Genomic DNA, 25,093 nt, shown 5'->3' on the forward strand with positions numbered 1-25,093 from the left:
CGGAGTTTACGCAGCACGCGACTTATAGTATACTGCCGGGTATGGGTACCCGTCTTGTAAAAACCGCCGCGCTGATTGCCGCTGCGGCAGCTGCGCTGTGGCCGGTTTCTGCCGGCGATACCGCTCCCGCACTGCGTGCGTCTTTTGAAACCGCCGTACGCGAAGTCCGATTGCAGAACGGACTGACGCTCTATACTATTGAAGATTCCGGCGACGCATTGGTACGCATCGAATACGCCGTGCGCGCCGGATACGCCGATCAGAGCGAACCGACGGCGGGATACGTTCCGTTATACGCGAGCCTTTTTGCAGAAGCAGGGAACGATTCACGCACGTACGCAGCGCAGATACGCTCCGCATGTACCCAAACGGCGGCGCGGTACGCCGTTACCGTAACACCGCCGCACGTCCGGCCGGCGCTGGAATATCTTGCGGAATGCGCCTTTGATCCCGTCTTTACGGACGAATCGATCGCACGCGCCGCGGCGGAACTTTCACGGCAACTGGCCGGCTTCGAGCGCAGTCCCGAAGGTTTTATCAGCACAATCGTAAACCGAACGGTTTTCAAAGGGCAGCCGTACCGCTACGCGGCGGGGATTCCCGCCGGCGTGTTTGACGGAAAAACGCCCGCTCAAATCCGTTCGGTATTGGACGATATTTCCCGAACACTGTACGCACCCGCGAACGGCGCGCTGTTCATTTCGGGCGCGATCACTGCCGAAGAAGCCGAACGACTCGCAGCCGAAACGTTCGGCCGGTACGGCGTTTTTCCGGCGGACGGTGCGCCCCGTTCTCCTGCGGAAGCCGAACGGCGCACCCGCGAACGGCGCGGAACACTGCCCCCGGCGGCAGCGTCTTCCCCGGCGGCAGCGTCTTCCCCAACGACGGGCGCCGGCGAAGACGCTCGGACGAAACGGTTCGTTCTCGTAGACGGCTCCTTTTCAAAAGACATACAGCAGATCGTCCTCCAGTACGCCGCCGATCCGGCCTCGCACGATGAGGCGTTCCGTGCCGCGCAGAAAGTACTCGCGGCGGAAGACTCCGATCTGATCCGGCGCCTTCTCTCCGACGGAACGCTGGGAATCGGTTCACCGGATTACGTAAGCATCGCTGCCGACAGCTCGTACGATACCAGCCGCCTGATCGTACAGGTGCTCGCCGGTCCGCACGAATCGCCGGCCAAACAGGCGCTCGCACTGGCGCGCTACGTACAGAACGCGTACGACAATCTGACCGCGGAACCGGAACGGCTCGCCGCCGCGTTCCGCGCAGTACGGACGGAAGACCGCGCGCAGTACGCAGACGCGGCAGCGTATCTGAGCGCGCTCGCCGAACGATTCGGTGCAGCCGCCGGTACCGGCTCCGAAGCGAATCAGCCGGAAGACGCGCAGAACGAACCGGGCGAACCGTTTATCTTCGTACTGGCGCATCCGTCCGTTTACGCAGCCTACAAAAAATCGTTCGCCGCGGAAGGATTCGCCGCCGTTTCGCGCGCCGACTTACGCAAACTTACCCGCACACCGCGAACGTCATCGCAAGATGCACCGCAGTCCGAGGCGCAAAACACTCCGGCCGACGCGCATCCTGAAATCACCGGCGAATCCGCAAACACCCCTGCGCGCAGATTTGCCGCGGCGCAGCGGGCGCAGACCGCCGAACTGACGCTCTCTAACGGCGTCCCGCTCATCGTAAAACGGGCGCCGAACAGCAGCCGGATTTCATTCGTTCTTGAAATTACCGGCGGAGAACTCGATTCCGGCGCGGCGTACGCGGGACTCGAATCGATACTGATCCAAGCCGTCGCCCGGAACATCACGGAAGCGGCGGCCGTCGCCGTTACGGACGGCGCCATCGCGCGGATGCCCGCCGTTTCCGCCGAAACCGGCCCTGAAACGAGTTACATTCGCATAACGTGCGATACCGCCGACTTCGAGCCGTGCCTTAAAGCGACGGCCGGCGCGCTCATATTCGGAGACATTCCGCCGGCTGCAGCCGACGAAGTGGTCTACGCGCAGGAATACCGTGCCCGCCGGGAAGCGGCCGACACGGCGGTGCAAATGCAAAACGCCGCGCTGCAGCTGATTTACGCGGACACCGCTTACGCAGCGCTGTTCCAAGCCGAATCCGACGGTACGGCGCGGATTCCGTACGCAACGATTGCCGCCGCTTATCCGCGACTGCTCGACGCGAGCCGCTACCGGCTTATCGCGGTGGGCGGAGAACCTGAGGGAACGGCGGGAATCGCCGATTTGTGCGAAACGTATTTCGGCGTATTTTCACCGTTTCCCGCCCGGACGCACGGCGAAACGATTACCGAAGCGGTCAGCAAAAAAGAAACGCCTCCCGCGGAACCGCAGTTTCCGCTCACGGAACGGTACGTCCGGCTGCGCAGAATATTTTCTACGGACAAATCTGCGGGAGAGGCCCCGCACGAACCGCCCGTACTCGTTCCGACCGCCGAATTCAACGATCCGGTGCAGTATTACGCACCCGCACCGAGCGGGCTTTTCGGGCAGACCGTGTACAACGCGCTCCTGTACGAACTGGAACGGCGGCTGAACGACGACGTTGCGGCGGGAAAGATTCCTGCGGAAAGCGTCCGCGTACACGCCGCGTCGCCCCGCGCTCCGTACGGTGCCATGCAGTTCACCGGAATTCCGCGCACGTTCGACATCGACGCGGCACTCTACGGCGCGGCGCGCGCACTCTACGACAGCCTGCAAACGCCGGAATCGGCGGACCGGATACGTAACGGGTGGATACGGAACGAATTGGCGCAAACGGGAACCAACGAAGGAACCGCGCGCCTCATTGCGGAAAGTCTGCTGAACACGGGAACATCCTGCGCGTACGCCGACGCGTACGTCGGCATCGAAAGCGCGGATCAAAATGATTTTGCGACCGTTATGGAACGCTGGCTGCTCACCGAACCGCCGGTAAGGCTCTATTCGGCAAGCAGACGCTGATAGCCGCGCACCGCTTCCCGTACCAGCCGGTATATGACGCGCGACTTTTCCAACGATTCGCGCATCGGTTCCGCCGGCAGAGCCGAATCCGCAAAAACGCGCTCAAGCCGCTCTTCCGTCGGAAACACGAGTGAGGCCGCTTCCGTGATTGAACTCGAAACGATTTTTTTATCCAGCTCGGAAAGAGATGCGGAAACGTCCGCATATCGCGCGGTAAATTCCGCTTCGCTGCGGCAGTCAAGCGCCGAACGGCACAGACGCTCGCCCGATTCGGCAAGCGCGTGCATATCGGCAAGATCAGCCTTCAATCCGCCGAGCGCCGCCGCAAAACGCGCGGCGCGTTCCGGCCGTTTTTTTTCAAACTCGGCCCGCGCCGCTTTCTCAGAGTCGAAAAACCGGCGGCGTTCGTCAGCCGCATCCCGGCGCGCCAGCAGCCGTTCAAGCGGAAACGCTTCTATTCCCGGTATGCGCAGGCTGTCCGGCGTAAGAGAATACGTTTTCAGTTCGGGATGCGCCGCCGCGCTGCTTTCAAACCACCAGGCGTACAGCGACATCCGGTTGTCCGTCAGCAGTTCGCCGCCTGCGTAACTCCGCGCGGTACGGGTTTCAGCCGCAAAAAGCGCGGCGGCAGCGGTACGCTCCGCCGGTTCCAATCTGTTTGAAACGGCATGAGCGCGCTCTTCAAACGTACTGCCGCGCGCGTGCGTTTTTTTATCGGGAAACCCCAAATCCAACCCTGCAATGAAAATCTCGCGGCAACCGCACGCCCGGGCAAAGTCCCAAGCGCTGGTTGCAACAGAACCGCCGGCGCCGAGTTTTCCTTTTTCGCCACAGCGCGCTTCAAAATAGGCGCCCACCGGATACATCGACGAACACAAAACCGTTTCACGGCAATCGAACCTGAACACGGACGGATACGCGGCCGACTCGGTGATCAATACGCCGTGCGGCGCGCGCAGCCGATCCAAATGGCGCGCGTTCCAATACTGCGGATCGACCAATACGATAAAATCGGGTTCCACGCCCGAACGCAGACACGCGCGGAGCGCCGTATCCACGCAGATAAGCAGACAGCGTTCTTTTATTTCGGCAAGATACGGCAGCACGCCGTCGAGCGAAGGCCCCGCCGCGAGCACGCAGGCGCTCAAGTTTGAAGCCGTTCCCTCGTACCGCCGGATACCGTCGAGTTCCGCCAGTTTCGGTAAATTCCTGCAACTGTTCCGCCGCCACAGTGAAGCGAACTTTTCGAGCGTCTTCGTATTGATCGCCCGTTTGCTGCGGTTGCGCGCGATCAGCGTGTCCAATCCGTCGAAATACCGTTTCCCCTCTTCCGACCCGGTCTTTCCTTTTATGAAAACGCACGAATCCGAACCGACCCGTTCAAGCAGCGCGATAACGCTCTGATGCGCGGCGGAGACGCACAGGGCGCAGTCGGAATGAGCGAACACCGCACGCCAATCGACGCACGAAAGCGCCGCGGCAAAACACCCCGCGTCCGGTTCCACCAGAATCAGTTTTGCCGACGGATACGATCGTGCCGCAGCAAGCGGCGCGTACCCGAGTCCGAATCCCAAAAACACGAACGCACCGACGCGCGGCGCTTCCTCTTTGAACGAAAGCGCCAGCTGCTCGGCCTCACGCCCCGGATCGTACGCGGAGTGAAGCCGTCCTTCGGAAGAAACGGCCGTCGGCTGCCCGTTCTTGGCCGGGCGCACGGTCCAGCCGCACGGATACGAAGCGGAACCGTCGGAAGCGGTTTTCACACCGTCGGCAGCCCGCCGCAATTCGTCCGCAATCAGCGCATATAATTGAGGAAAACGTTTTTCAAACAACGTACGGTTATTATTCCAGAAAGAATTCAATCGCCATATTCTCCGTTACGGCAGTTCCGGCGGGCGGATTCTGCCTGACTACGTATCCGTCGCCGACGATTCTCACCCGCAAGTCCGTCCGGTTCAGCAGCCCCGTCAAAAACCGTTTGGGAACGCCGCTAAAATCGGGCATAACCGAACCGATCTCGGCGTTTTTGCCGGCCGGAATGGAAACGAGCCCCGAATGTGCGAGCGTCGCCGCCCCTGCGCGCGACATCCCCAAATGGTCGATGATAACGTCCGCAGCTTCGGCAACGACGGGAGCCACGATGCGCCCGGCGTACGTTTCCCCCTGCGCTTTTGTAACGACCACGTATAAAATGATCTGCGGATTTTCCACCGGAAACACGGCGACGCAGTTTGAAAGGAAATCCGTGTCGCTGTAACCGCCGTTTTCAAGATCGGCCATTTGGGCGGTACCCGTTTTTACGCCGATGGAAATATCTCCCAGCGCGGCGCGGTAACCGGTACCGCTTTTCGCCGTCGACTGCATACAACTCAGCAGATAGGCGGCCGTTCCCGGTTTATAGATCCGCTCACCGTACTGCGGCACGTGAACGTATTCTTCCGCACCGCCGCGATCGGTAATGCGGGACACGACGGTCAGTTTGACCGGCACGCCGCCGTTCGCCAGCGCCGTCGCTCCTTCAACCATCTGCAACGCCGAAACGCTTATTTCCTGCCCGATGGAAATGGTCGGCTTCGAGCGCGCCGACCACAGCCGGTCGTTCGTCGTTTTTACCAAACCGGCCGTTTCGCCGGGCAGCTCAATGCCCGTTTTTGAACCGAAGCCGAGCTGCCGCAGCTTTGCAAGAAAAAATTCGGAATTGATTTTGTCGCTCATCTGGGCGAGCGCGTCGTTGCACGAAAACTGCAGCGCTTCACGAGCCGTTACCGAACCGTGATGCCCCAGACACGTGATGCTCACCCGTTCGCCGTTCGCCGATTTTACTTCATATTTGCCGTCGCAGTAAAACCGTTCGTCTTCGGAAATCACGCCCGCGTCGATAAACGTGGCGACGGAAAAAATCTTGAAAACCGAGCCGGGCTCGTACGCGACGACCGCCGGCCGATCCTGACGTTCCGACGCCGAAGCGAACCTGTATTCGTTCAAATTGACCGACGGTAAACTGATGTACGAAAGGATTTCGCCGGTTTCCGCTTCGGCGGCAATCATCATAACGCTTTCGGCCTGCGTCGACTCCATGGCGCGCCGCGCGATCTTTTCAAGTTTGTACTGCAAATTGGCGTCTATCGTCAGATACACGTTCCGTCCCGGCGCCAACGTACCCGAACCGGCTTCTTCACGAGGAGAAAGTACGTTCTGCATCGAATATTCGACTCCCGCAAGCCCTTCTCCGTCGTCACCCATAAAACCGATAAGCTGCGATGCGAGCGCGTTTTCGGGATACGCGCGGCCGGGAATCCGGTCGAATCGGAGTCCCGACAGTTTCCGCTCCTGAATGACCTTTTTTACCGCTTCGTATTCGTTTTCGTCCATACGCTTTTTCAGGTAAAACACTTTGGTCGCGGACTGCACGGCGTCCTGTATGTAATCGGCCGGCAAATTCAGCACAGGAGAGAGCACTTCGGCCGTTTTTTCCGCATCGGATACCGCGGACGGCGTTACCGAAAGATGATAAAAATTCGTCTGCACTGCAAGCGGTTTTCCGTTCCGATCCACGATCGAACCGCGCACCAGCTCCTGTGCGGGAGCCGCTGCCGGAGAAACAGGAGAAAACGCAAGTCGTCCGTAGCAAATCACTACGTACAATACGAATAACACTACGATAACGCCGCACACCCGCAGACGGTGGCGGGAAAAGATTTCATTCATCGGCAAATGACCTTACCTATTATATTGTGAACCGAGACGAACCCGTAATTCCGCGAATCGACGGACTGTGCGTAATTATCGCCGATCGCGAGAATCGTCCCGGAGGGAACCTCCGAGCTATGCTTGATCCGCTGATACTGTGCTTCCGTCAGCGGAATCGTTTTATCCGCAACGGTAAGACTATATCCCGAATCCGTCGAAAAATCCAGAGGTTCGCCGGACGTCGCAACGCATCTTTTGACGACCGCCTTATCGTTATAGAAATACAACACGACCTCGCCTTTGCGCGGCGTCCTCCACTGCGCAAGCAGTTCGTCGCCGAACGGTTTTACCAATCCGTACGCCAGCTTCGACACGACGATAACCGCCCCGTCAGGCACCGCAGGCTCCATCGACGTACCGGAAACGTTCAATATATCTACGACGAACAATTTCAGCACGATACCGGCGATAACGCCGCAGACAACGAACAATAACGGCGAACTGTTTTTTTTTGATTTTTTCATACGGGAATATTCTAATATGCCGTTCCGTTTATGTCGATAGTTACCATATGGAAATCATCAGTTACCTTGATAACCGGCAAGTCTCGCACCGCAGCCCGTCCCGCCCCTTCGGCAGTTTCAATCGGACGACTAAACAAACCGCGTACGGCTGCCGGCCGTTCTCACCGTCGTATGCGGAAACGGGAACAAGCTGTGATGCCGCCGTATTCGTCCGCATCGGCTGCACCGCCGCACGCACGCTGAAACGGATCAGCCGGTACGCCCGCCCGCTCCTGTTCATCGGAGCGCTGAGCGCGTGCGGCTTTGCCATCACGGCGGCGTTTTACGAACTGAACGCATACGTACAAAGTTTCGCCCGCCCGGTTCACCTCGCCTATTTGTCTCCGAACGAAATCGAAGTGCTCGACAACGCAATGGAACGGTTTGCGCTCGTCTCTTCGGATGAAATAGATACCGCGGGCAACCTGCTCAACGGAGGCAAGGCGATTTCAATCGCAGACATCAATCTGAGCCAGCCGGTAACGTACACTTCCTACACCGTTAAAAGCGGAGACACCATTTCGGGAATCACCCGTAAATTCGGACTCACCAATATTTCAACCCTGATAGCCGCCAACGATATCCACAACGTCAGGCTGCTCCGTTCCGGACAGAAACTGCGCATTCCGTCTATCGACGGTCTGATTTATACCGTCAAAGCGAATGAAACGATCGAAGGCGTTTCGCTGCGCAACAACATTGCCGTTGAAGATATTCTCGACGTCAACGATTTGTCGAGCGCGGCACTGCAAGTAGGTCAGCAGCTGTTCATTCCCGGAGCGCGGCTCGACACGACGACGCTCAAAAAAGCAATGGGAGAATTATTCATTTACCCGCTGAACGGAAACTGGCGGCTTACATCGAAATTCGGTTTCCGCCCCGATCCGTTTACCGGCGTCAAATCGACTCATACCGGAATCGATATGGCGATCGCACAGGGTACGCCCATAAAAGCCGCCATGAGCGGAAAAATTATCGCAGCCGGCTATACCAACGTGTACGGAAACTATGTTATAATAGATCATGAAAACGGATACCAAACGTTGTACGGTCATATGCAGAAGCCGTCGCCTCTCAAAAAAGGGCAGCGCGTCGGACAGGGAACCCAGATCGGTTTGGTAGGTAACACCGGATATTCGACCGGCGCGCATCTGCACTTCACCGTTTACAAAAACGGCAAGCTGATAGACCCGTTGACCGTACTCAAATAAACAGGAGTCGCCATGCAGTCAGTATGCGTATGCCATGGATGCGGACGCACGATCGATACGGAATTTTTATATTGTCCGTGGTGCGGCGCAGCACGTATCAGAAACGCCGAACCGGAAGCGCTCGAACCGGTGTTTACCCGCCTTGAACAACTGCAACAACGCGGACGCGTCAAAAAACTCAAGCAGCTTGACGATATTCTTGCGGAACTTGAAAAAGACCTGACGACGCTCGTCCTGAGCGTGGAGATGCATAAATGACGAAACGGATCCCGACGCGATGCGGTCTGCGGTACGCGACGCTTTTTCTGCTGTGCGCGGCTCTTTTTCCGCTGTATGCGGAAGTTACCTTTTCAGCTCCCGATCTGAACGTCCGCAACGACATCCTGTTCGCGGCAAAACACCGCGAACCGGGTGAAACATCGTACGGCAGTTTGTTTACGGCAAATCTCGCCGAACCGGATGCCGATCCCCGGCTGATCACGTGTTTTCCCGAACGACTTTCCGTTATTGAAAAAGGCGCCCTCCTGCGCATCAGAAACCGGTACGGTGTTTTCCACTATTCCGATGCCGGTCACTCGCTTTCCCGCGTCGCAGGATCCGGAACGGGAGAACCGGTGCCGTCAAAACCGGTGCAGCTCGACGCGGAATCCGTCAGCCCCGACGGCAAATGGATTTGTTCCGTAAAAAAGAGCGGTATCGCAACGGGAACGCTCACGCTGAAAACTGCGTCCGGCTACAGCGAAACGGAATTGGCGCAAAACGTCGAACTGAATTACGACGAGATTCCCGTGAGCTGGTCGCCCGACAGTTCGCTCCTTATATATGAAAAAAACGGCGCGTTGTATTTTACCGATCCCGCCGCCGCGTTCAAAACGAGCCAGATTCCCGAATATTTGCGCAGACTCGGAACGGGCACCGTGCATTCGATTGCCTGGGCTTCCGCAAAAAACCTCGTATACATATCGAACGATCTCGTCTATAAAATTCCCGTTTTCGAATTGTATACGCGTTCACTCTACGCCGATTTCGTCGGCACCGGAACCATCATCGGCAGACTGCCGGTTCCGTTTACCGGCCGCGACCGGTTCAGCGTCAGCGATAACTGCGGCGAACTGGTACTTATCAGAAACGGACGGGCCGTTTATTACGTCGCGCTGCCGCAATCGGCCGATTTTACGCACATATATTTTGCCCAGACGTTCACTCCCGCGGCGGGAGAATCGATTCAATATTCCGTGTTTTGGACGGCGGACAGGCAGCCCGTCGTCTGGTTTGAACACGACACGGCGGGGGAAAAAACGAGCCGGGCGTTCAAATTGATAAAAAATGAAACCGACACGCAGGCGGCGATGAGCGCGCTGCCTCTGCCTGAAAACGTCAGCGCTCCGCTCGTTTCGCCCGACGGAAAGCGGTTCGTCTGCGCTTCGGATCGGAACGCGTACGCGTACCTCGTTCACAATTGGGAACAAACCGGCACGCTGTCCGGCGAGCGGATCGTATCGTACGTGTGGGCCGACCCGACGACGCTGTTCGTCGGCGGTGAAGAATCCGTGCGAAAATGGAAAGTTGCCGGAGAAAACGGCAGAATCGCCGAAACGCTGTTTTTGTCGGCAGCCGAATCGTACGCGTGGAATCCCGAAACGAACGCACCGTCCGCGCAGATAGCGGCGGGCATCTTCGATTACGACGGTGATTCCGGCACGTGGAGCAAATCGGCACAGGAAACGTTGCCGCCCCAATCTGTCAAAAACGGCGTGTACCGCGTGTTTTTGGGAACAAGTCCGAACGCGGATTTTACGAACGCCGTGTACGTCCGGTCTTTGACCGGCCCCGCCGTTACCGCGATTCTGTACGCTCCGGCCGGCAAAAAAAACGCGCCCCGTCCCAAAGTAGCGCTCACGTTCGACGCGCTCGACAATGCCGACGGCCTGACGCCGATCCTGCAAGCACTTGCAAAATACGGATTACCGGCTACTTTTTTCATAAACGGTGAATTTCTTCGCCGGTATCCCGCTGAATCGAAACTGATCGCGCAAAAAGGACACGAATGCGCTTCCATGTTCCATTCGGCAGCCGATCTGACGGCGGCGGCGCATTTTATCGTAGACGAACCGTTCGTGCGGCGCGGACTTGCCCGCAGTGAAGACGAATTTTTCGCCTCAACGGGATACGAACTGGCGCTGCTGTGGCACGCGCCGTTTTATAAAGCGAACGACCTGATAATTCAGGCGGGAAACAAAGCCGGTTACAAGTACGTCGACCGCACTTTGGCACCGGCCGACGGCGTTACGCTTGAAGAAGCGGTTTTTTATAAAAAGAATTATCTTTCCGCCTCGAAGCTTATCGAACAGCTGATTCCGCAGCTCGGCGACGGCGCGATTCTGCCCGTATCCGTCGGAATGGGCAGCGGAACGCGCGGCGATTATCTGTACGATAAAACGGATTTGCTTATCAGTGCAATTCTTGCGGCGGGCTACGATATAGTACCCGTCAGCGGATTGTAAAAATCAGGCAAGAGCGCGCCGGGTAAAATCCGGCGAAAAATCCACTGCAGGCGAAAATCAGCGTTCACGTACAAAGAGCAGGCGAACAGATCCGGCATGAGCGAAAAATCCGCCGCAGACGGAAATCAGCGTTCCCCCGCCGCGCACTGCCGTAAGTACATATCGGCCAGCGTCAGGTACGTCATGGCTTCTATCACGGGAACGATCCGCGGGCATAAACACACGTCGTGGCGGCCTTCGATCAGCAGTTCCGCGTTTTCATATCCCGCTTCCGCGGCGGAAACGGTTTTCTGCGTTTTGAATATACTGGGAACCGGCTTTACCGCCGCACGGAACACGATGTCCGCGCCCGACGATATCCCGCCCAAGACGCCGCCCGCGTTGTTCGTTTCAAACTGCGGCGGTACCGAACGGCCGCAGCCGGCATCGGAAACGACCCGCATCGGATCGTTCATCCGGCTGCCGGTCAGATCGGCGGCGGCGAATCCCGCACCGAATTCGATTCCCTTTACCGCGCCGATTGAAACGACGGCTTTCGCAAGTTCCGCGTCCAGTTTATCGAACACCGGTTCTCCCCATCCCGCCGGAACGCCTGAAATCCGGCATTCGACGACGCCGCCGCAGCTGTCGCCCTGAGCGCGCAGCCGTTCGACTTGGGCAGCCATACGCTGCGCCGCGTCCATATCCGCCGCACGCATGGAATTGCGCTCTATAACGGACGAATCGAACGTTTCACCCGAAACGCCCGCCGCGCGCAGCGTATACGCCGTGACGGAAAACGATGCGCCCAACCGAGAAGCGAGCAGCGCTTTCGCGACGGCGCCGGCGGCCACCCGCGCGGCGGTTTCACGTCCCGAAGACCGCCCGCCGCCCCGATAGTCGCGAACACCGTACTTCACCTCATACGTATAATCGGCGTGGCCCGGACGGAACGTACGTTTAAGCGAGTCGTAATCTTTTGAATGCTGCGACGTGTTGCGTATCAGCACCGCTATCGGCGTGCCAGTGGTCGTACCGTTGAACACGCCGCTCAGTATTTCACAGCGGTCGGCCTCCGTCCGGGCCGTTACCGCCGCGTTGAGCTCGCCGCCGTGTTTTCCGGGGCGGCGGCGGTCGAGTTCCGCCTGTACGGCCGATTCGTCGAGTGCAATCCCCGCCGGACAGCCGTCGACGACCGCACCGAGTGCGGCTCCGTGACTTTCACCGAACGTCGTAATTTTAAAAACCGTTCCGAAAGAACTGCCCGCCATATGAACCTCCGCCGTAATCGAAGCAATTATTCGCAGTCAGCGAGAGAAAGCAATTCCGTTTCCCACGCAAGCAGTTCGCGTTCCGGCGCGGCGTCCGCACCTTTCACATCGCATAAAACGCGGAACACCGGCTCCGTGCCGCTGCCGCGCATCCACATGAACGCGCGGGAAGTTCCGGCCTGGTCTTTGAATATGATTTTGAGTCCGCCCTTGCCGGAAAGACGGTAATCGCACAGATTCCGCGTTTCCTTCGTTCCGTTATTGCAGACCGCCTCGTATGAAACGAAACCGTACCGGCTTGCAAGCACGTCTTTTTTTTCATTCCAGCTGCGCTCGAACGCTTTTTGAAAACGCGCTTTCAGCAGGCCGTGATCCTGCGTCTTGATGTGAAGCAGCGCGCGTTTTTCGGAAACGCCGGTCGTCGTATAAACCGGCAGCGTCGCGATGATATCGGCAAGCGTAAAATCGGATTTGTACGCCGATTCCTGCCCGGAACGGCTGCACCACAGATGAAACAGCCCCTTGCAAACCGAACCGTCGGCCGCCTTCACGTCGCGCAGAACGAGCAGTTTTATCAAAGCGAAAACGGTGTTCACCGGATCGCGGACGGCAGCCGGATGCGTTATGTTGCCGCCGTTCGAGCCTTCGCCCAGAATCGGAACCGTATAGCCTGAAGCGCGCAGCTCACGCGCAAGATTGACGACGTTCGCTTCACCTACTTCGGCGCGGACGGTTTTCGCACCGAACGCGGACGCAATTTCTTCTATTCTAAGCGACGTCGGATCGTTAATAGCTACGGCTGTTTTTCCGGCGCCGCCGGTGCGGTAATCCAGATACGCAAGCTCCGCCAAAACGGAAAGCGCGAACACTTCCTGCGCGTTCAGTACTTCCGCCGCCCCGGCCGCATCGTTCCAATAGACGATATTACCGCGGTCGCCGTCGCAGTCGGGCATGTAACCGAGCGTAACCGCCGGATCATTTTTTTTCAAACGGGCCATTTCAGCCGCGCAATGCACCAGATTTTCGGGTTCGGGGATGATAGCGTGCGCGATGTTCCGAGGTTCCGCGTTGATGGCGGAAAATCCCAGACCGCAGCCGGACAAAAAAGTCTTATCGATGGAAACGGTACGGGCGGAGCCGTTCATATCGCACACGACGGTGAGCGGATGTTCGCGAACACTCGCCGCCACGTTCCGGAAGAAAACGCGCTGAGCGTCTTCCGTTTCTTCTCCGGTAACGACCCGGCAGGTAAAAGCCCGATAAGCTTCAACGGCGGCGGCTTTATGCGCGGCGCACGCGGCGTAGGTCTTTTCAAGCGCGGCCGGTGCACACGAAGCGACCAAATCAGCCGCAATGCGGATTGCGTCGGAGCGCGCGCAGCGTTCCCTGAACGCAGCGGTCAATTTAGCGGTTTCGCTTCCGGGAAGGACGCCGCCGTCGTTCAGTCCGAATTTAACGCCGTTATGTCCTACCGGATTATGACTGGCGGAAACGTACGCAAAGCCGTCAACGCAGCGGCTGTACGCCATGATTTCCGGCGCGGCGGTAATGAACAGGTACTGCACGGAAATACCGCGCGCAAGCAGCACCCGGAGCATTATGTCGGCGACGGCGGTTCCCGTGGGTCGCGCGTCGATCCCGACCGCGACGGTACAGCCGGCACCGCATTTTCCGATAATATATTCGGCGAACGTATCGGCTATCAAAACGGAAAGCGCGGTGTTCGCCGCGCCTATCGCTCCGGTGCAGTCTTCTTCATCACCCGATTCGGCAAAAATTTTCCGCCAGCCTGATGCGGATAAAATCATCGTTGAAAGTTCGCGCTCAAAATCCGCACGAACCGGAAGTCCGCCGCTTCGGGCGGAAAGCGGAATTTCCGCAGGATCGCCCAAAGCGAATCCCGTAGCCGCATCATACTGCATCATACGTAACTCCTCTAATATGGGTAAATAAATTCACAGCGAGTGCCCGCCGTCGAGAGAAACAATTTGTTCTTAAAATGTACAAACATAGTAATGAATACGGCGGGAACGGTCAACAGATTGGACGATGACGGGCTCGAACCGCCGACATTCTGGTTGTGACCCAGACGCTCTCCCAACTGAGCTAATCGTCCGCAATATGAATGAGTATATTCTAAGCGGCTTTAAAAGTCAAGTTTTACGCAACGGAACTTTCAATACTTGCGTAAAATACGATTATACACGATAATAGAGACATGGCAGAAACGACAGATTTTGACAAGTCGCTGTTCAAAGCGCTGGAAGACAGGGTTGCATGGTTTGATACTCACATTTTACCGCCCATGCTCGACGAATACCGGATTCTGCATTCCTGCACGAATAATTTGATAAACGTACTCATTCAAAAAGGGATAATTGCCGCCGATCCGTATAAATTGGAGAAAAAAATATCGGATATCGAAGTACCGGCTGAATCCGATTTTATCGAAACCGATAAATACATGGCGATCGGAATCAGACTGTCCGACTACGAAAGCAGTATAGACTTTTTATGCAATTATTTTAAGTTTTCGGTAATAACGCTCACCGTCGAACGTATTAAAAAACTGGTCGCGCTGAACAATTATTTTCAATGGAACGCGATGGCTCCCTCGAATCCGCAGCCGAACACGAAGGGACTGGCAGAAATCATCAATCAAATCCGCCAAGGCACGGACACGCTGGCCATCAGCGTCGTAAACAACTGCGTTACGACGGCGGCAAAAGTGATTTCAAAAGTCAGCGCAATTCTCAAAGAAACGACGGAACTGCAAAAAGAATTATACAAGGCGGAAGTCCGGAAAACGGTTTTTTCGCATCCGTCGTACTCGGCAGAAAAAGCCGCTGAATCGAATCAGAGCGCTCTGACTCAGATAAAGAAACTGTATCCGGCGGTCATGGGCAAACGGCCTTTTTACCCCGAGCTGATCGACGAAATCATAGCCGAAGACAACGGCGCGCAGCGCGACGCAAAACGGAAAGCTCTGCTGGACAAATTGAAAGTCAACGAACAGACTCCCGAAAAGAAAGCCATTCAAGTGAACACGAAAGAAATGCTGATGGAAGCGGTCAGAACGCTGTCCGCAATGGCGCCGCTTTTGACCGTTCTGCTTGAAAAAATCAACGAAAACAGCGACATTCTGCAAGGTGAGCATCAGTCCGTATGGGAAAAGTTCAAAAAAGTGTGCCGGAAAGCGTTCAACATTCAGGAAAAACCTATCGAATACGTTATCACGCTGACCGATTCCGTTACCCAAACGACGCGCAAAGAGCGCGTCAATTTCCAGAAATTCACCGGCGATATTTCCAAACGGATCAACTTTTACGCATCGCTCGCGTCGCACAGAACCCCCGGCTATCAGAAAACCGAATCGGAGCCGGAACCCGAAATTCTGAATTTTCTGACGGCGCAACTTTCCGAATGCCAGCAATTGCTCTCGGTACTGTACGCGTTCGATAATTTTTTCAAAACGGCGCCGCAGGAAATCAACAAACCCCGCATCAAGGGGCTCAAAATGGAACTGACCGCCATCAAGAATACGATGGTAAAAACGAATCAGCGCAGAGCCGAATATTCCGCGTTTGTGGAAGAACAGCAGCAAATGCGTAAATTGGGAATCAAGGATGTCTATTAATTTCACACGGAAAATCATTCCGCTCATATGCGCCGTCACGCTGTGCGCCGCAGCCGCTGTCGCTGCCGAGCAGGAATCAAGCGAATCGACCGAGTCGGAACGAAACTCGATAACCGTCATCGATCTGAAACACGAATATGATCTGAATCCGCACACCGCGAATTACAGTTCCGAAGCGCAAATTCTCACCGGATTGTACGAAGGGCTGTTTTCATACGATCCGTACACACTCGAACCGGTACCCGCGCTCGCCGAATCTTATAAACTGTCCCGCAACAAACTGCGCTGGACGTTCACCCTCAGGGAAAACGCAGCGTTCAGCGACGGAACGCCGATCACCGCCCAAACGGTCAAAGATTCGTGGATCACGCTGCTCGCTCCGGAAACGCACGCGCCGTTCGCCTCCCTGCTCGATTGTATCGAGGGTGCGTACGAATACCGCACCGGCGCGGCGGCCGCCGGCAGCGTCGCGATCACCGTTCACGACGAACGAACCCTGTCCGTTGCGCTCACCGCACCCGCGGAACACCTGAACCGGATTCTGTGCCACCACGCGTTCGCCGCCGTCAGTCCGGAACCGGGCATATACAGCGGCGCGTTCGTACTCGACTCGTACGCGGACGATACGCTCGAACTGGTTAAAAATCCGCAGTATTGGGATGCGGAAAACGTTAAACTCGACGCAATCACCGTCCGCCAGTCGGACGATACGACGGAAAACACGTACGCGTTCAATATCGGCAAAGCGGACTGGATAGCCTCCAACGCGGACATCGCGTCGGTAATAGATAAAACCGCGATCCGGCTGAGCGCGGAATTTGCGACGGAATACCTGTTCTTTAAAGCCGACCGCTTTCCGTGGAATCAGGCTGCGTTCAGAAACGCGCTGCTTACGGCCGTTCCGTGGGAACAGCTGCGCGCGCAGGCGCTGGTTCCGGCGGAAACGTTCATCTATCCGGTTTCCGGCTACGAAATGCCGGCGGGCCTGAACGACTATTTTCCGGACGAAGCGAAACTCATGCTCACCCGGGCAAAGGCCGAAGCGGGCCTGCAGGAGGCGGACGGCGTTTCCGTTACGCTCGCCGTCTCCGATTCGCCGTATATGCTTTCAATGGCGGAACTGCTCAAAACGGCGTGGGAACGCATAGGCGTAACCGTCGACGTGCGTAAAACCCCCGCAAACCGGTATCTGCAAAGCATTTCCGGTTGGAACGCCGATCTGTTCGTTTACACCTGGATCGGAGACTTTGCGGATCCGCTCGCGTTTTTGGAACTGTTCAGGACGGGCTCGACGATGGGCGAATCGGCCTGGTCGAACGCCGAATACGACACGCTGCTCGATTCAGCCTCAAAAAAAACGGATTACGAGCGGTTCGCACTGCTTTCCCGTGCCGAAGACGTGTTGCTGTCCGACGGCGTCGTCATACCGATTTCGCATCCCGTCGCTCTGAACGTTATCGATACGGCCGCGATAGGCGGCTGGTATACGAACGCGCTCGACATCCATCCGTTGAAATACCTGTTCAAGCAGACGACGGAACCGTACGTTCCGAATCTGGTACGCGCGGATACACTGCGGTAAGTGCGCTCCGTCGGAAAATACTTTGACCATAATCGGAATTTATGGTATACTATATGACTATGAGTGATACGAAAATGACATTTGAAGTGAATCAGAAAATCGTCTACCCCTCCCAAGGCGTAGGGAAAATTACCGAAATCACTGAAAAAAAATTCAAAGACAACGTGCTGCCCTACTACGTGATTTACCTCGAGGTTTCCGATATGACCGTTATGGTTCCGGTCAACCGCGTTGAAGAATTGGGAATCCGCGCCATCGTGTCTCAGCAGGAAGCGCTGCAGGCCATCGAAATGATGGGTGAGGAAGTCGAACCCGTTACGTCGGATTGGAAACTCCGCTATCAGATGAACCTTGATTTGCTCAAAAAAGGAAGCGTTTCCGATATCGCGACTATTGTCCGCTGTTTGTATCACCGCAGCAAAGTAAAGGAACTGCCGATTCTTGAACGCAAATTATACGATTCGGCTAAAAAACTGCTTGAAGACGAAATTTCATTCGCGCTCGAAAAAACACCGAAAGAGGTGGAGACGCTGCTGCTTGCAAAACTGGAACCGCTCGGTTTGCTGCGCGATTCCAAGCATTCGGCGAATGCGGATAACTTCGATGACGACGATGAGGAATTCATCGACGACAATGAAGAAGACATCATAGAGGAAGAAGAAGACGAAGAGCCGGACGGTGAAGACGAAGAATGACGCCGTGCGTATCGCGCTTATCATCGCCGCGGCGGGTTCTTCCGCCAGAATGGGCGGAACGGTAAAAAAAGAGCTGCTGCCGCTGCCGGGAACGGACGCGACGGTGATTTCTTCCGCAACGGAAGCGTTTTTGAGCGCATTGCCCGTCCGTACCGTACTCGTAACGGTACCGCCCCGCGGCGGAATCGAGATGACCGAACGGATGCGGAACGCGCTGTTCGCTTCCCCCCGAATCACCGATATATTCAGCCGAAAACCCGACACACCAGAATTGATTTTTACCGAAGGCGGCGAGAGCCGGCAGGAATCGGTATTTCACGCATTGAAAAAACTCGCTGCCGGCGCGGAAACGCCGGATATCGTGCTCATTCACGACGGAGCGCGGCCGTTCGTTACGCCGGATATCGTAACCGGCGTATACCGCGGCGTGCTTGAACACGGAGCCGCCGTCTGCGCGGTGCCCGCCGTCGACACGCAAAAAGAAACGGACGGAACCGGTAAAATAACCGCTCACCTTGATCGCTCCCGCATCGCGGCCGTGCAAACGCCGCAGGGTTTCCGCTTTGCGCAGCTGTTGGCGGCACACGAAAAAGCCGCGGCGGACGGCGGCGTCTATACGGATGATACTGAAATCTGGGATAAATACGTTTCGCCCGTGTACATCGTTCCCGGTTCGCCCGAAAACAGGAAAATCACGTACGCGTCTGATCTCCCCTGCAAAAAAGAACCGTTCCCGACGATACGAACCGGACTCGGCTACGATTTGCACCGATTGACGGAAGGAAGAAAACTCATCATCGGCGGGGTCGTCGTTCCCTTTTCAAAAGGAGAAGCGGGTCATTCCGACGGAGACGTGTTACTTCACGCAATAACGGACGCACTGCTCGGTGCGGCGGGACTCGGCGATATCGGCGAACTTTTTCCGCCATCCGATCCCGAATGGAAAGACGCCGATTCGGCCGGACTGCTGAAGGCGGCGTGGGATACGGTACGACGCGCGGGCTGGCGGCTGGGCAACATGGATTGCGTCGTCGCGCTCGAACAGCCGAAACTCCTGCCGTACCGCACTGCGATACGCGCTTCCGTAGCCGGCATATTGGGCACGGATACGGATTCCGTATTCGTAAAAGCAAAGACGGGAGAAAAATTACCGCCGATAGGGACCGGCGAGGCAATAGAAGCGTGGGTTACGTGTCTGCTGTGCAAAATAAACGGCGTCTGAGCGGACCTTTCGCAAACAGACGGCGCGCCCGCAAACCGCGGGATTTCCGCAAACAGGCAGCGCGGCCGCCCCGCTGCACTATCGCGGCATTTCAAGAATCAATTCAACTTCCGCTTCCGTAAGCTTCAAGCCGCGCGCAATTTCCTTGACCGTCCAATTCTGATGGGCAAGCTGAATGACCTGCTCGCGGACGCTGATAGGCGGCGCTCCGGCGGCACCCGATTCGCGCGCGGTGTCTTTGCGCAGCAGCGCGCCGAGCAGTTTTACCTGTTCGTCCGCCGTTTTCGCAATTTCCTGCAGTCGCTTTTCACTGTTTACGATGCCTTCGCGCGCGTTCATGACTTCGCCGATATGTTTTTCCGTTTCGGAAATGACGTTGTCCAACGCGTCGAGTTTTTCAACCGCATCGGAAATCCGCCCGCTGTTGTCTACCAGCCGATCCACGTCGCGGCGCACACCGTCGATTTTTTCGGGTATCTGCACGACCTGACCGTTGCACGCTTCAAGCCGTTTTTCCAGCTGTTCCAGATTGGTGAACGCTTTATCCACGTCGAGTATCGTCCGGTCAAGCACGTCGTTTTTCTTTTCAAGACGATCGTACCGCACCGAAATGTTTGAAAGCGTATCCTGAAACCGCCGGACTTCAATCTGCAGATTCTGCAAATCGTCGTTCGTCGTCTGAAGTTCCGAAATTTTCTGATCCATGGAAGATGAAAGCTGCATGAGCCGGTTGAAATCCGACTCGAGCATTTCGATGTGCTTTTTTTCGCTCGAAAATTTCAGCAGTTTCTGATTAACTTCGTCTTCCATTTTGCGCATTCTCTGGAATTCCTGATCGAGGACGGAAATTTCTTTTTTGAAATTTTCAAGATTGCCGATATCGGCGCGCAGCCCGGCGATTTCTTCTTCAAGTTTCGATTTCAGATCTTCCGCCTTATCGAAAAGCGGAAGTTGGGCGGTAAACTGCTTCAAACGCTTGTCGATATCGTCCATCGACATGTTCAGCGTATTGGCGTCGGCCTGCATTTTCAAAACCATCTGAGACTGCGCGGCTTCGTTTTTATCGCGTATTTCCTGAACGAGCGTTTTAAGCGCCCGCAGTTTCTGTTCGGCGTCGCTGTTCTGCTCCCGGATACGGCGCTGCGTGTCTTCAAGCAGCGCGTCGTACGTTTTCTGGAAATCTTCCATGACGCCGGCGGCGCGGGTTTCGCAATCGGCGAGCGTCTGATTCGTCTCGGTTTTGAGCGATTCGAGTTTTTGCGCAATGCCGGAACGTTCTTCGGCTATTTTTTCACCGTAATCGGCAATATCGGATTCAAACGACAGCTTTACCTGCTCGATCATGTCGGCCGACTGCTGCTTCAAGCTGTCCAATTTTCCGCCGAACAGCGTCCGGCTTTCGTCAAACTGGGCGCGCAGCCGCTCCTGCCAGGCAGCGAGTTCCGACACCAGCCCGTCGATCGCGTCGCCGCTTTTATCCTGCGCGGCGGCAACCGTGCCGTTCAATCCGTCGAGCCGGTCGTTGATATCTTTTTCCGCACGGGAAAGCTGTTCGTTTACCGCCGTCGTGTACGCTTCAAGATCTTTTTTCAGCTGCAAATCGACGGCGGCTTTCGCGTTTTGCAAGCCGTCGCGGTACTGATCCACAAACTCGTGCAAACCGCGCTCGACGGCGGCGATCCGCTCCTGCACCGCACGCTCGGACTGTTTGGCGGAATCTTCAAACCGGGAAACCTGTTCGCGCGTTTTTTCATGGAGAACGGACAGACGGTCTTTCAGATCTTCTCCGTATTTCAGTTCAAGCGAACGCCGTTCGTTTTCATAATCCGACTGCATCACCGAAAGTTTGCCGTCAAAATCATCTTTCCAGCGATCCAAATCGGAAGTGAGCGTTTCGCCGCGCTTTCCCAGATCAGCCAAGAATTCCGTTTCAAAATCCTGTAATTTTGCGGAAACGTTGTCGTAAGCGCGCGCCTTCAGTTCTTCCAAATCGGCTTCAATCGTCTTGATCTGCCGGGCGATGTCGTCGGAATTCTTGCGGACGGCCAATTCAAATTCAGCCTGCCGCTGCTGCTGTTCACCGTTGAACGTCTGGAATTCGTTCAGAACGCGTTTTTGGGCTTCAAGCATCGCCTGACGTAAATCGGCTTCAAGCGTATCCACGTCGGCGCCGGCCGTATCGAGCCGTTCGAAACGGTACTGCATGTCTTCTTTATAATCTTCAAGCTGTTTATCCAGATTTGCCAAAAACGCGGTTTGGCGCGCGTCGTACGAACCGGCTATTTTCTTCATCGAATCGGCAACGGATACGTCGAATTCCGCCAGCTTGTCTTTCATGGCGGCGGCAAAATCTTCAAACCGGCGGACGGTCTCTTCGTTCTTTGCCGAAAGCCGCTGTTCAGATTGCTGCGCGGCTTCGTCGGCGACCCGCCAGGTGTCTTCTATTTTTGCGATAACGGCGCCGACCGACTCGGCGGTGCGGCGAACGTCGTCCTGCATTCCGGCAAGCGCTTTCTGCGTTTCTTCCGCGGAGGCGGCGCGGTAGGCTTCCGCCGATTCCTGCACGGCGGCGATTTTAGTGTTCAGTGAATTTTTCAGTTCTTCAAGCCGGGATTCCGCGCGTTCGGCATAACGGGACGCCATTTGCTGAGCGGATTCGTCGGCATCGGAGGCCGCCTGCTCGAACAGTGCCGTCATCCGCTGCGCAAGTTCATCCGTTTTCCGCGCAAGATCGTTCTGCAACCCGTCCAAAGAGAGCTGCATACCGTTTCCGGTTTCCGTCAATTCACGACTGCGCGCGTCTGCCTCAGCCAACGAGGTTTGAAGAGCAGAAACCGTCGTGTCGACGAGCGACTGTATTCCCGACAAACGGCTGTCGAGATATTTTTCGGTTTCTTCCATGTTTTTGGCGGATTCGATTTCAAAACTGTCCAGCAGCCGGCGCGCGTCGGTTTCAGCTTCGGCACGGGCCTGCGTAAAAGAATCCCGATACGTATTTTCCAACTCGGAAACGCGCTGACGCACGGACAGCTCAAGCGCGTCCAGTTTGCCCTCGGCATCCTGCAATTCGGAGGCAAGGCGGTCGGCCGTCTTTTCGGTCTGAGCAGAAACCGATTCCAGTTCTTCCCGAAGCGACGCCGACGCAGCGGCGATCTCTTCCTGTAATCCGGCGGTTTTTTCGTTCAGCGCGATGCCGCATTCGGCAAACCGGGCGGCGGAACGATCCATAAAACCTTTGAGTGCGTCGTTTTCAAGACTTTCGGCTTTTCTGACGGCTTCTGCGTGCGCGTTTTGAACGCGAGTATCAATAGAAGCAAGCAATTCGTCGTTTTTGGAAACGGCCTGCCGAACGGAATCTTCCAGTTCCGCTACCTGTACTTTGAAACGGCTCAGCAAATCGGTTCCGATCTGCTTCAGCCGTTCGTCGTTCGACGCGGCAAATTCGGCCGTCAGAGACGGAATCTTTTCTTCCAAAGCAGCCGCGGTTTTCATATAGTCGTGTACTTTCTTTTCCAATTTGCCGACCGCGTCCGACTCTTTTCCGACGCGCAGCATGTTTTCTTCCAGATTCGCCGTCATTTCCATTACCTGCTGCAGCAGCGAATCGTACGAGGACAGTTTTTTATCTATTTCATCGATTGCAGCGAGACGACCGGAAAGGTTTTCACTGATCAGCTGAAAATCTTCTATTTGCTTTTCAAGCCGTTTGACCGTCGCGATCGCCTGACTTTGCCGGACGTCGATATCGACCGCGGCGGCGTTCAGTTTTTGCAGCTGTTCGCCGAAACGGGCGTCGAGATCGCCCTTTATTTTATCAGTATATTTTTTTACTTTTTCAAGCGATCGGCCGTTTCTGTCCAAATATCTGAACATCAATATCAGAGCGACGGATACGCCGATAGAAAAAATCGTTCCGAAAATATTAAACATTGTTTCCACCACAAAAAATACGCTGCAAATGCAACTTTTATTTCAGTATATTTACTGTAACACAATTTTTTGTAAATGACGATAGCTCTTGAACGAAATATCCGCATCTTGCAACGGTTTATTTAAAATTATCCGCCACAAAGGCATCAAATACGCCGTTTTCATTCCGGCTGCGGAAGCGCCGCGAACGTCGGCAGAAACGCTGTTTCCGACGTACAAAATTTCGTTTTCGGCGACACCGAGTTTCGACGCCAATACGCCGAACGTATATTTGGACGGTTTGAGCGCACCGAGTTCTTCGGAACCGCACACGACGTCGAACATATCGAGCGTACCCCAAATGGAACCTTTTTGCGCCGGCGGAAAATCGGAGAGTACCGCCAATTTATATCCCGCCCGGCGGAATTTTTCAATCGTTTCTTTCATATGTGCAAACGGTTTTATCCGTTTAAAATACGGAGCCAGACCGCAATACACGTTTTTTTCTATCATCGTTTTTGCAGATTCGGGACTCGTATGCATTTTCAGCGCGAGCAGCCGCGCCTGATATTCGTAAAAATCGGCCAGCGGTGCTGTACGGTGCAGTATTTTTCTGACGGAATTATAGGTAAGAAAAAAACGCAGCCGTTTCAGCGTGTACGGAATGATACGGAAATATAACTGCCAATTCGGATACAGCGTTCCGTCGATGTCAAACGCAACAGCCCTGATGGAATCTTTCATCTTTTTATTATATTATATTTAAAGCTAACCTGTCCAGAACTTGCCGCTTCCTGAAACCGCCATTTTGCGATTTGTGCTTTAATTTCGTCTTCCACCAGTTGATGCAGAAGCGAAGACGGCGTGATGCGGATGGAACCGGGGCTCACCGCGCCCGACGGCTGAATGGAAAAACTGATGGAAACTTCACGCGACGCGTCGATATACCGTTCGTTGGCGGCGGAAATCGTAATGACCGGTTTTTCGGGTTCCAAAAGCGTACGCAGGGAACCGTCCGTAAGCGCGATCCGTATCCGGCCGCTGCCGCTTTCCGCACCGGAACCGTTCCCGGCGGAGGTACCGCTGCCGGCGGCGGCTTCGGAGGCCGTGTCGGCGGTAACCGCGTAATCGACCGCACCCGACGCCGAGCGCGAACCGTACCGGGAAGCGGTAACGATACGCTCCAGCGCGTTTTGCGTCCCCTCGGAAACGGAGGAATCCTCGCGCCGGCGCGAATCGGCGGTATTCTGAACCGCGGCGCCCTGATCCCGGCCGGCCTCCGCGGCGCGGCCTGAAAGCGGATCGATTCGCGCAGTTTGCGCGGTGTTAACGGCTGCCGTTCCGCCGCCGGAAACTTCGGAAACCGAGGCGCCGTCCGCAAACAATTCATCCCAGTTCACCGCATCCGCCGTCGTCTTCGGACGGGCGGCGGCAGATTCGGCCATAAGCTCTTCGACGCTCTTTACCAATTCCTGCCGCGCAGGCTGTACTGCGGAGGCGGATGCGGCAGAGGAAGTTGCAGCGGATTGAGTCGTAGGAGAAGAAGGCCGAGCCGCAGGTTCTGTCCGCGCGGCGGCAGATTCGGATACGGACTGCACGGCGGCGGGAGACGTTGCAGAAGCCGCCGTTTCCGCAGCGGCAGGGCGTTCCGTCTTCGCCGGCGGCGTCTCAGGCAGAGACGTTTCAGCCGGAAGCGAAGGTGCAGCCGGAAGCGGTGCAAGCGTGATCCGCACCGTTTCATATTCGGGCTCGGTTCGCGGTGCCGGATGAATAAGAACCGCACACATCACGAAAATGAACCACACTATCACGGTACCGATAAAACCCATTTTTCGTGATTCAAGGAGAAAACCGGCTGTCATAC

The 25,093-nt window shown here is 56.0% G+C and carries 16 protein-coding genes and 1 tRNA gene; 8 read left to right on the forward strand and 9 right to left on the reverse strand.

Going from position 1 to position 25,093, the window contains the following annotated elements:
• Nucleotides 1-41: 41 nt before the first annotated feature.
• Nucleotides 42-2,966 (forward strand): peptidase M16 family protein, encoded by a 2,925-nt coding sequence (locus TREBR_RS09990; RefSeq protein WP_013759057.1) that lies wholly within the window; start codon nt 42-44, stop codon nt 2,964-2,966.
• Here TREBR_RS09990 and TREBR_RS13800 read toward each other — a convergent pair.
• Genes TREBR_RS13800 through lepB form a run of 3 tightly spaced genes read right to left on the reverse strand, consistent with a single transcriptional unit; the run spans nt 2,945 to nt 7,180 of the window.
• On the reverse strand, nt 2,945-4,828 hold the full coding sequence (locus tag TREBR_RS13800; protein ID WP_013759058.1) for a motility associated factor glycosyltransferase family protein: 1,884 nt from the start codon (nt 4,826-4,828) through the stop codon (nt 2,945-2,947). The two genes, TREBR_RS09990 and TREBR_RS13800, sit on opposite strands and share 22 nt — an antisense overlap.
• Nucleotides 4,809-6,674, reverse strand: a complete 1,866-nt coding sequence (locus TREBR_RS10000; protein WP_013759059.1) for a penicillin-binding protein — start codon at nt 6,672-6,674, stop codon at nt 4,809-4,811. Before TREBR_RS10000 ends, TREBR_RS13800 begins: the two co-directional genes overlap by 20 nt.
• Nucleotides 6,671-7,180: a signal peptidase I gene (lepB, locus tag TREBR_RS10005; protein WP_013759060.1), complete on the reverse strand. Its 510-nt coding sequence runs from the start codon at nt 7,178-7,180 to the stop codon at nt 6,671-6,673. Before lepB ends, TREBR_RS10000 begins: the two co-directional genes overlap by 4 nt.
• A 47-nt stretch (nt 7,181-7,227) precedes the next feature.
• On the opposite strand from lepB, the gene TREBR_RS10010 reads away from it, so the two are divergent.
• The 3 genes from TREBR_RS10010 to TREBR_RS10020 are packed head-to-tail and all read left to right on the forward strand — an operon-like array spanning nt 7,228 to nt 10,934.
• Complete coding sequence (locus TREBR_RS10010) at nt 7,228-8,430, forward strand: M23 family metallopeptidase (protein WP_013759061.1); 1,203 nt, start codon at nt 7,228-7,230, stop codon at nt 8,428-8,430.
• Between the two features lie 12 nt (nt 8,431-8,442).
• A complete protein-coding gene (locus TREBR_RS10015) occupies nt 8,443-8,688 on the forward strand; it encodes a zinc ribbon domain-containing protein (protein WP_041610413.1) in 246 nt (81 codons plus the stop codon).
• On the forward strand, nt 8,685-10,934 hold the full coding sequence (locus TREBR_RS10020; protein ID WP_013759062.1) for a polysaccharide deacetylase family protein: 2,250 nt from the start codon (nt 8,685-8,687) through the stop codon (nt 10,932-10,934). Before TREBR_RS10015 ends, TREBR_RS10020 begins: the two co-directional genes overlap by 4 nt.
• A gap of 125 nt (nt 10,935-11,059) precedes the next feature.
• On the opposite strand, the gene aroC is transcribed toward TREBR_RS10020, so the two are convergent.
• The 3 genes from aroC to TREBR_RS10035 form a co-directional block, all read right to left on the reverse strand.
• On the reverse strand, nt 11,060-12,184 hold the full coding sequence (aroC, locus tag TREBR_RS10025; protein WP_013759063.1) for a chorismate synthase: 1,125 nt from the start codon (nt 12,182-12,184) through the stop codon (nt 11,060-11,062).
• Between the two features lie 26 nt (nt 12,185-12,210).
• Nucleotides 12,211-14,109, reverse strand: coding sequence for a phosphohexomutase domain-containing protein (locus TREBR_RS10030; RefSeq protein ID WP_013759064.1), 1,899 nt, complete (start codon nt 14,107-14,109; stop codon nt 12,211-12,213).
• A gap of 118 nt (nt 14,110-14,227) precedes the next feature.
• Nucleotides 14,228-14,300: transfer RNA gene (locus TREBR_RS10035), tRNA-Val, on the reverse strand.
• Between the two features lie 102 nt (nt 14,301-14,402).
• Between TREBR_RS10035 and TREBR_RS10040 the strand changes: the two genes are divergently transcribed.
• Genes TREBR_RS10040 through ispF form a run of 4 tightly spaced genes read left to right on the forward strand, consistent with a single transcriptional unit; the run spans nt 14,403 to nt 19,320 of the window.
• On the forward strand, nt 14,403-15,821 hold the full coding sequence (locus tag TREBR_RS10040; protein ID WP_013759065.1) for a TP0584 family protein: 1,419 nt from the start codon (nt 14,403-14,405) through the stop codon (nt 15,819-15,821).
• Complete coding sequence (locus TREBR_RS10045) at nt 15,811-17,403, forward strand: peptide ABC transporter substrate-binding protein (RefSeq protein ID WP_013759066.1); 1,593 nt, start codon at nt 15,811-15,813, stop codon at nt 17,401-17,403. Before TREBR_RS10040 ends, TREBR_RS10045 begins: the two co-directional genes overlap by 11 nt.
• A gap of 59 nt (nt 17,404-17,462) precedes the next feature.
• Nucleotides 17,463-18,098 (forward strand): CarD family transcriptional regulator, encoded by a 636-nt coding sequence (locus TREBR_RS10050; protein ID WP_041610414.1) that lies wholly within the window; start codon nt 17,463-17,465, stop codon nt 18,096-18,098.
• Nucleotides 18,082-19,320: a 2-C-methyl-D-erythritol 2,4-cyclodiphosphate synthase gene (gene ispF / locus TREBR_RS10055; protein ID WP_013759068.1), complete on the forward strand. Its 1,239-nt coding sequence runs from the start codon at nt 18,082-18,084 to the stop codon at nt 19,318-19,320. The genes TREBR_RS10050 and ispF overlap by 17 nt, the downstream gene beginning before the upstream one ends.
• Before the next feature lie 78 nt (nt 19,321-19,398).
• On the opposite strand, the gene TREBR_RS10060 is transcribed toward ispF, so the two are convergent.
• The 3 genes from TREBR_RS10060 to TREBR_RS10070 are packed head-to-tail and all read right to left on the reverse strand — an operon-like array spanning nt 19,399 to nt 25,091.
• On the reverse strand, nt 19,399-23,250 hold the full coding sequence (locus TREBR_RS10060) for a SpiroCoCo family coiled-coil protein (protein ID WP_013759069.1): 3,852 nt from the start codon (nt 23,248-23,250) through the stop codon (nt 19,399-19,401).
• A 51-nt stretch (nt 23,251-23,301) separates the two neighbouring features.
• Nucleotides 23,302-23,973 (reverse strand): HAD family hydrolase, encoded by a 672-nt coding sequence (locus tag TREBR_RS10065; protein ID WP_013759070.1) that lies wholly within the window; start codon nt 23,971-23,973, stop codon nt 23,302-23,304.
• Complete coding sequence (locus TREBR_RS10070; RefSeq protein ID WP_013759071.1) at nt 23,970-25,091, reverse strand: hypothetical protein; 1,122 nt, start codon at nt 25,089-25,091, stop codon at nt 23,970-23,972. The genes TREBR_RS10065 and TREBR_RS10070 overlap by 4 nt, the downstream gene beginning before the upstream one ends.
• Between the last annotated feature and the right edge of the window lie 2 nt (nt 25,092-25,093).

Source organism: Treponema brennaborense DSM 12168 (assembly GCF_000212415.1).
In the GTDB taxonomy this organism is placed as follows: domain Bacteria; phylum Spirochaetota; class Spirochaetia; order Treponematales; family Treponemataceae; genus Treponema_F; species Treponema_F brennaborense.

What these genes read in the sequence shown, in the direction of transcription:
- TREBR_RS09990 (WP_013759057.1), top strand. Translation starts at nt 42, where the DNA reads ATGGGTACCCGTCTTGTAAAAACCGCCGCGCTGATTGCCGCTGCGGCA.
- TREBR_RS10000 (WP_013759059.1), bottom strand. Translation starts at nt 6,674, where the DNA reads ATGAATGAAATCTTTTCCCGCCACCGTCTGCGGGTGTGCGGCGTTATC.
- lepB (WP_013759060.1), bottom strand. Translation starts at nt 7,180, where the DNA reads ATGAAAAAATCAAAAAAAAACAGTTCGCCGTTATTGTTCGTTGTCTGC.
- TREBR_RS10010 (WP_013759061.1), top strand. Translation starts at nt 7,228, where the DNA reads ATGGAAATCATCAGTTACCTTGATAACCGGCAAGTCTCGCACCGCAGC.
- TREBR_RS10015 (WP_041610413.1), top strand. Translation starts at nt 8,443, where the DNA reads ATGCAGTCAGTATGCGTATGCCATGGATGCGGACGCACGATCGATACG.
- TREBR_RS10020 (WP_013759062.1), top strand. Translation starts at nt 8,685, where the DNA reads ATGACGAAACGGATCCCGACGCGATGCGGTCTGCGGTACGCGACGCTT.
- aroC (WP_013759063.1), bottom strand. Translation starts at nt 12,184, where the DNA reads ATGGCGGGCAGTTCTTTCGGAACGGTTTTTAAAATTACGACGTTCGGT.
- TREBR_RS10030 (WP_013759064.1), bottom strand. Translation starts at nt 14,109, where the DNA reads ATGATGCAGTATGATGCGGCTACGGGATTCGCTTTGGGCGATCCTGCG.
- TREBR_RS10040 (WP_013759065.1), top strand. Translation starts at nt 14,403, where the DNA reads ATGGCAGAAACGACAGATTTTGACAAGTCGCTGTTCAAAGCGCTGGAA.
- TREBR_RS10045 (WP_013759066.1), top strand. Translation starts at nt 15,811, where the DNA reads ATGTCTATTAATTTCACACGGAAAATCATTCCGCTCATATGCGCCGTC.
- TREBR_RS10050 (WP_041610414.1), top strand. Translation starts at nt 17,463, where the DNA reads ATGAGTGATACGAAAATGACATTTGAAGTGAATCAGAAAATCGTCTAC.
- TREBR_RS10060 (WP_013759069.1), bottom strand. Translation starts at nt 23,250, where the DNA reads ATGTTTAATATTTTCGGAACGATTTTTTCTATCGGCGTATCCGTCGCT.
- TREBR_RS10065 (WP_013759070.1), bottom strand. Translation starts at nt 23,973, where the DNA reads ATGAAAGATTCCATCAGGGCTGTTGCGTTTGACATCGACGGAACGCTG.
- TREBR_RS10070 (WP_013759071.1), bottom strand. Translation starts at nt 25,091, where the DNA reads ATGACAGCCGGTTTTCTCCTTGAATCACGAAAAATGGGTTTTATCGGT.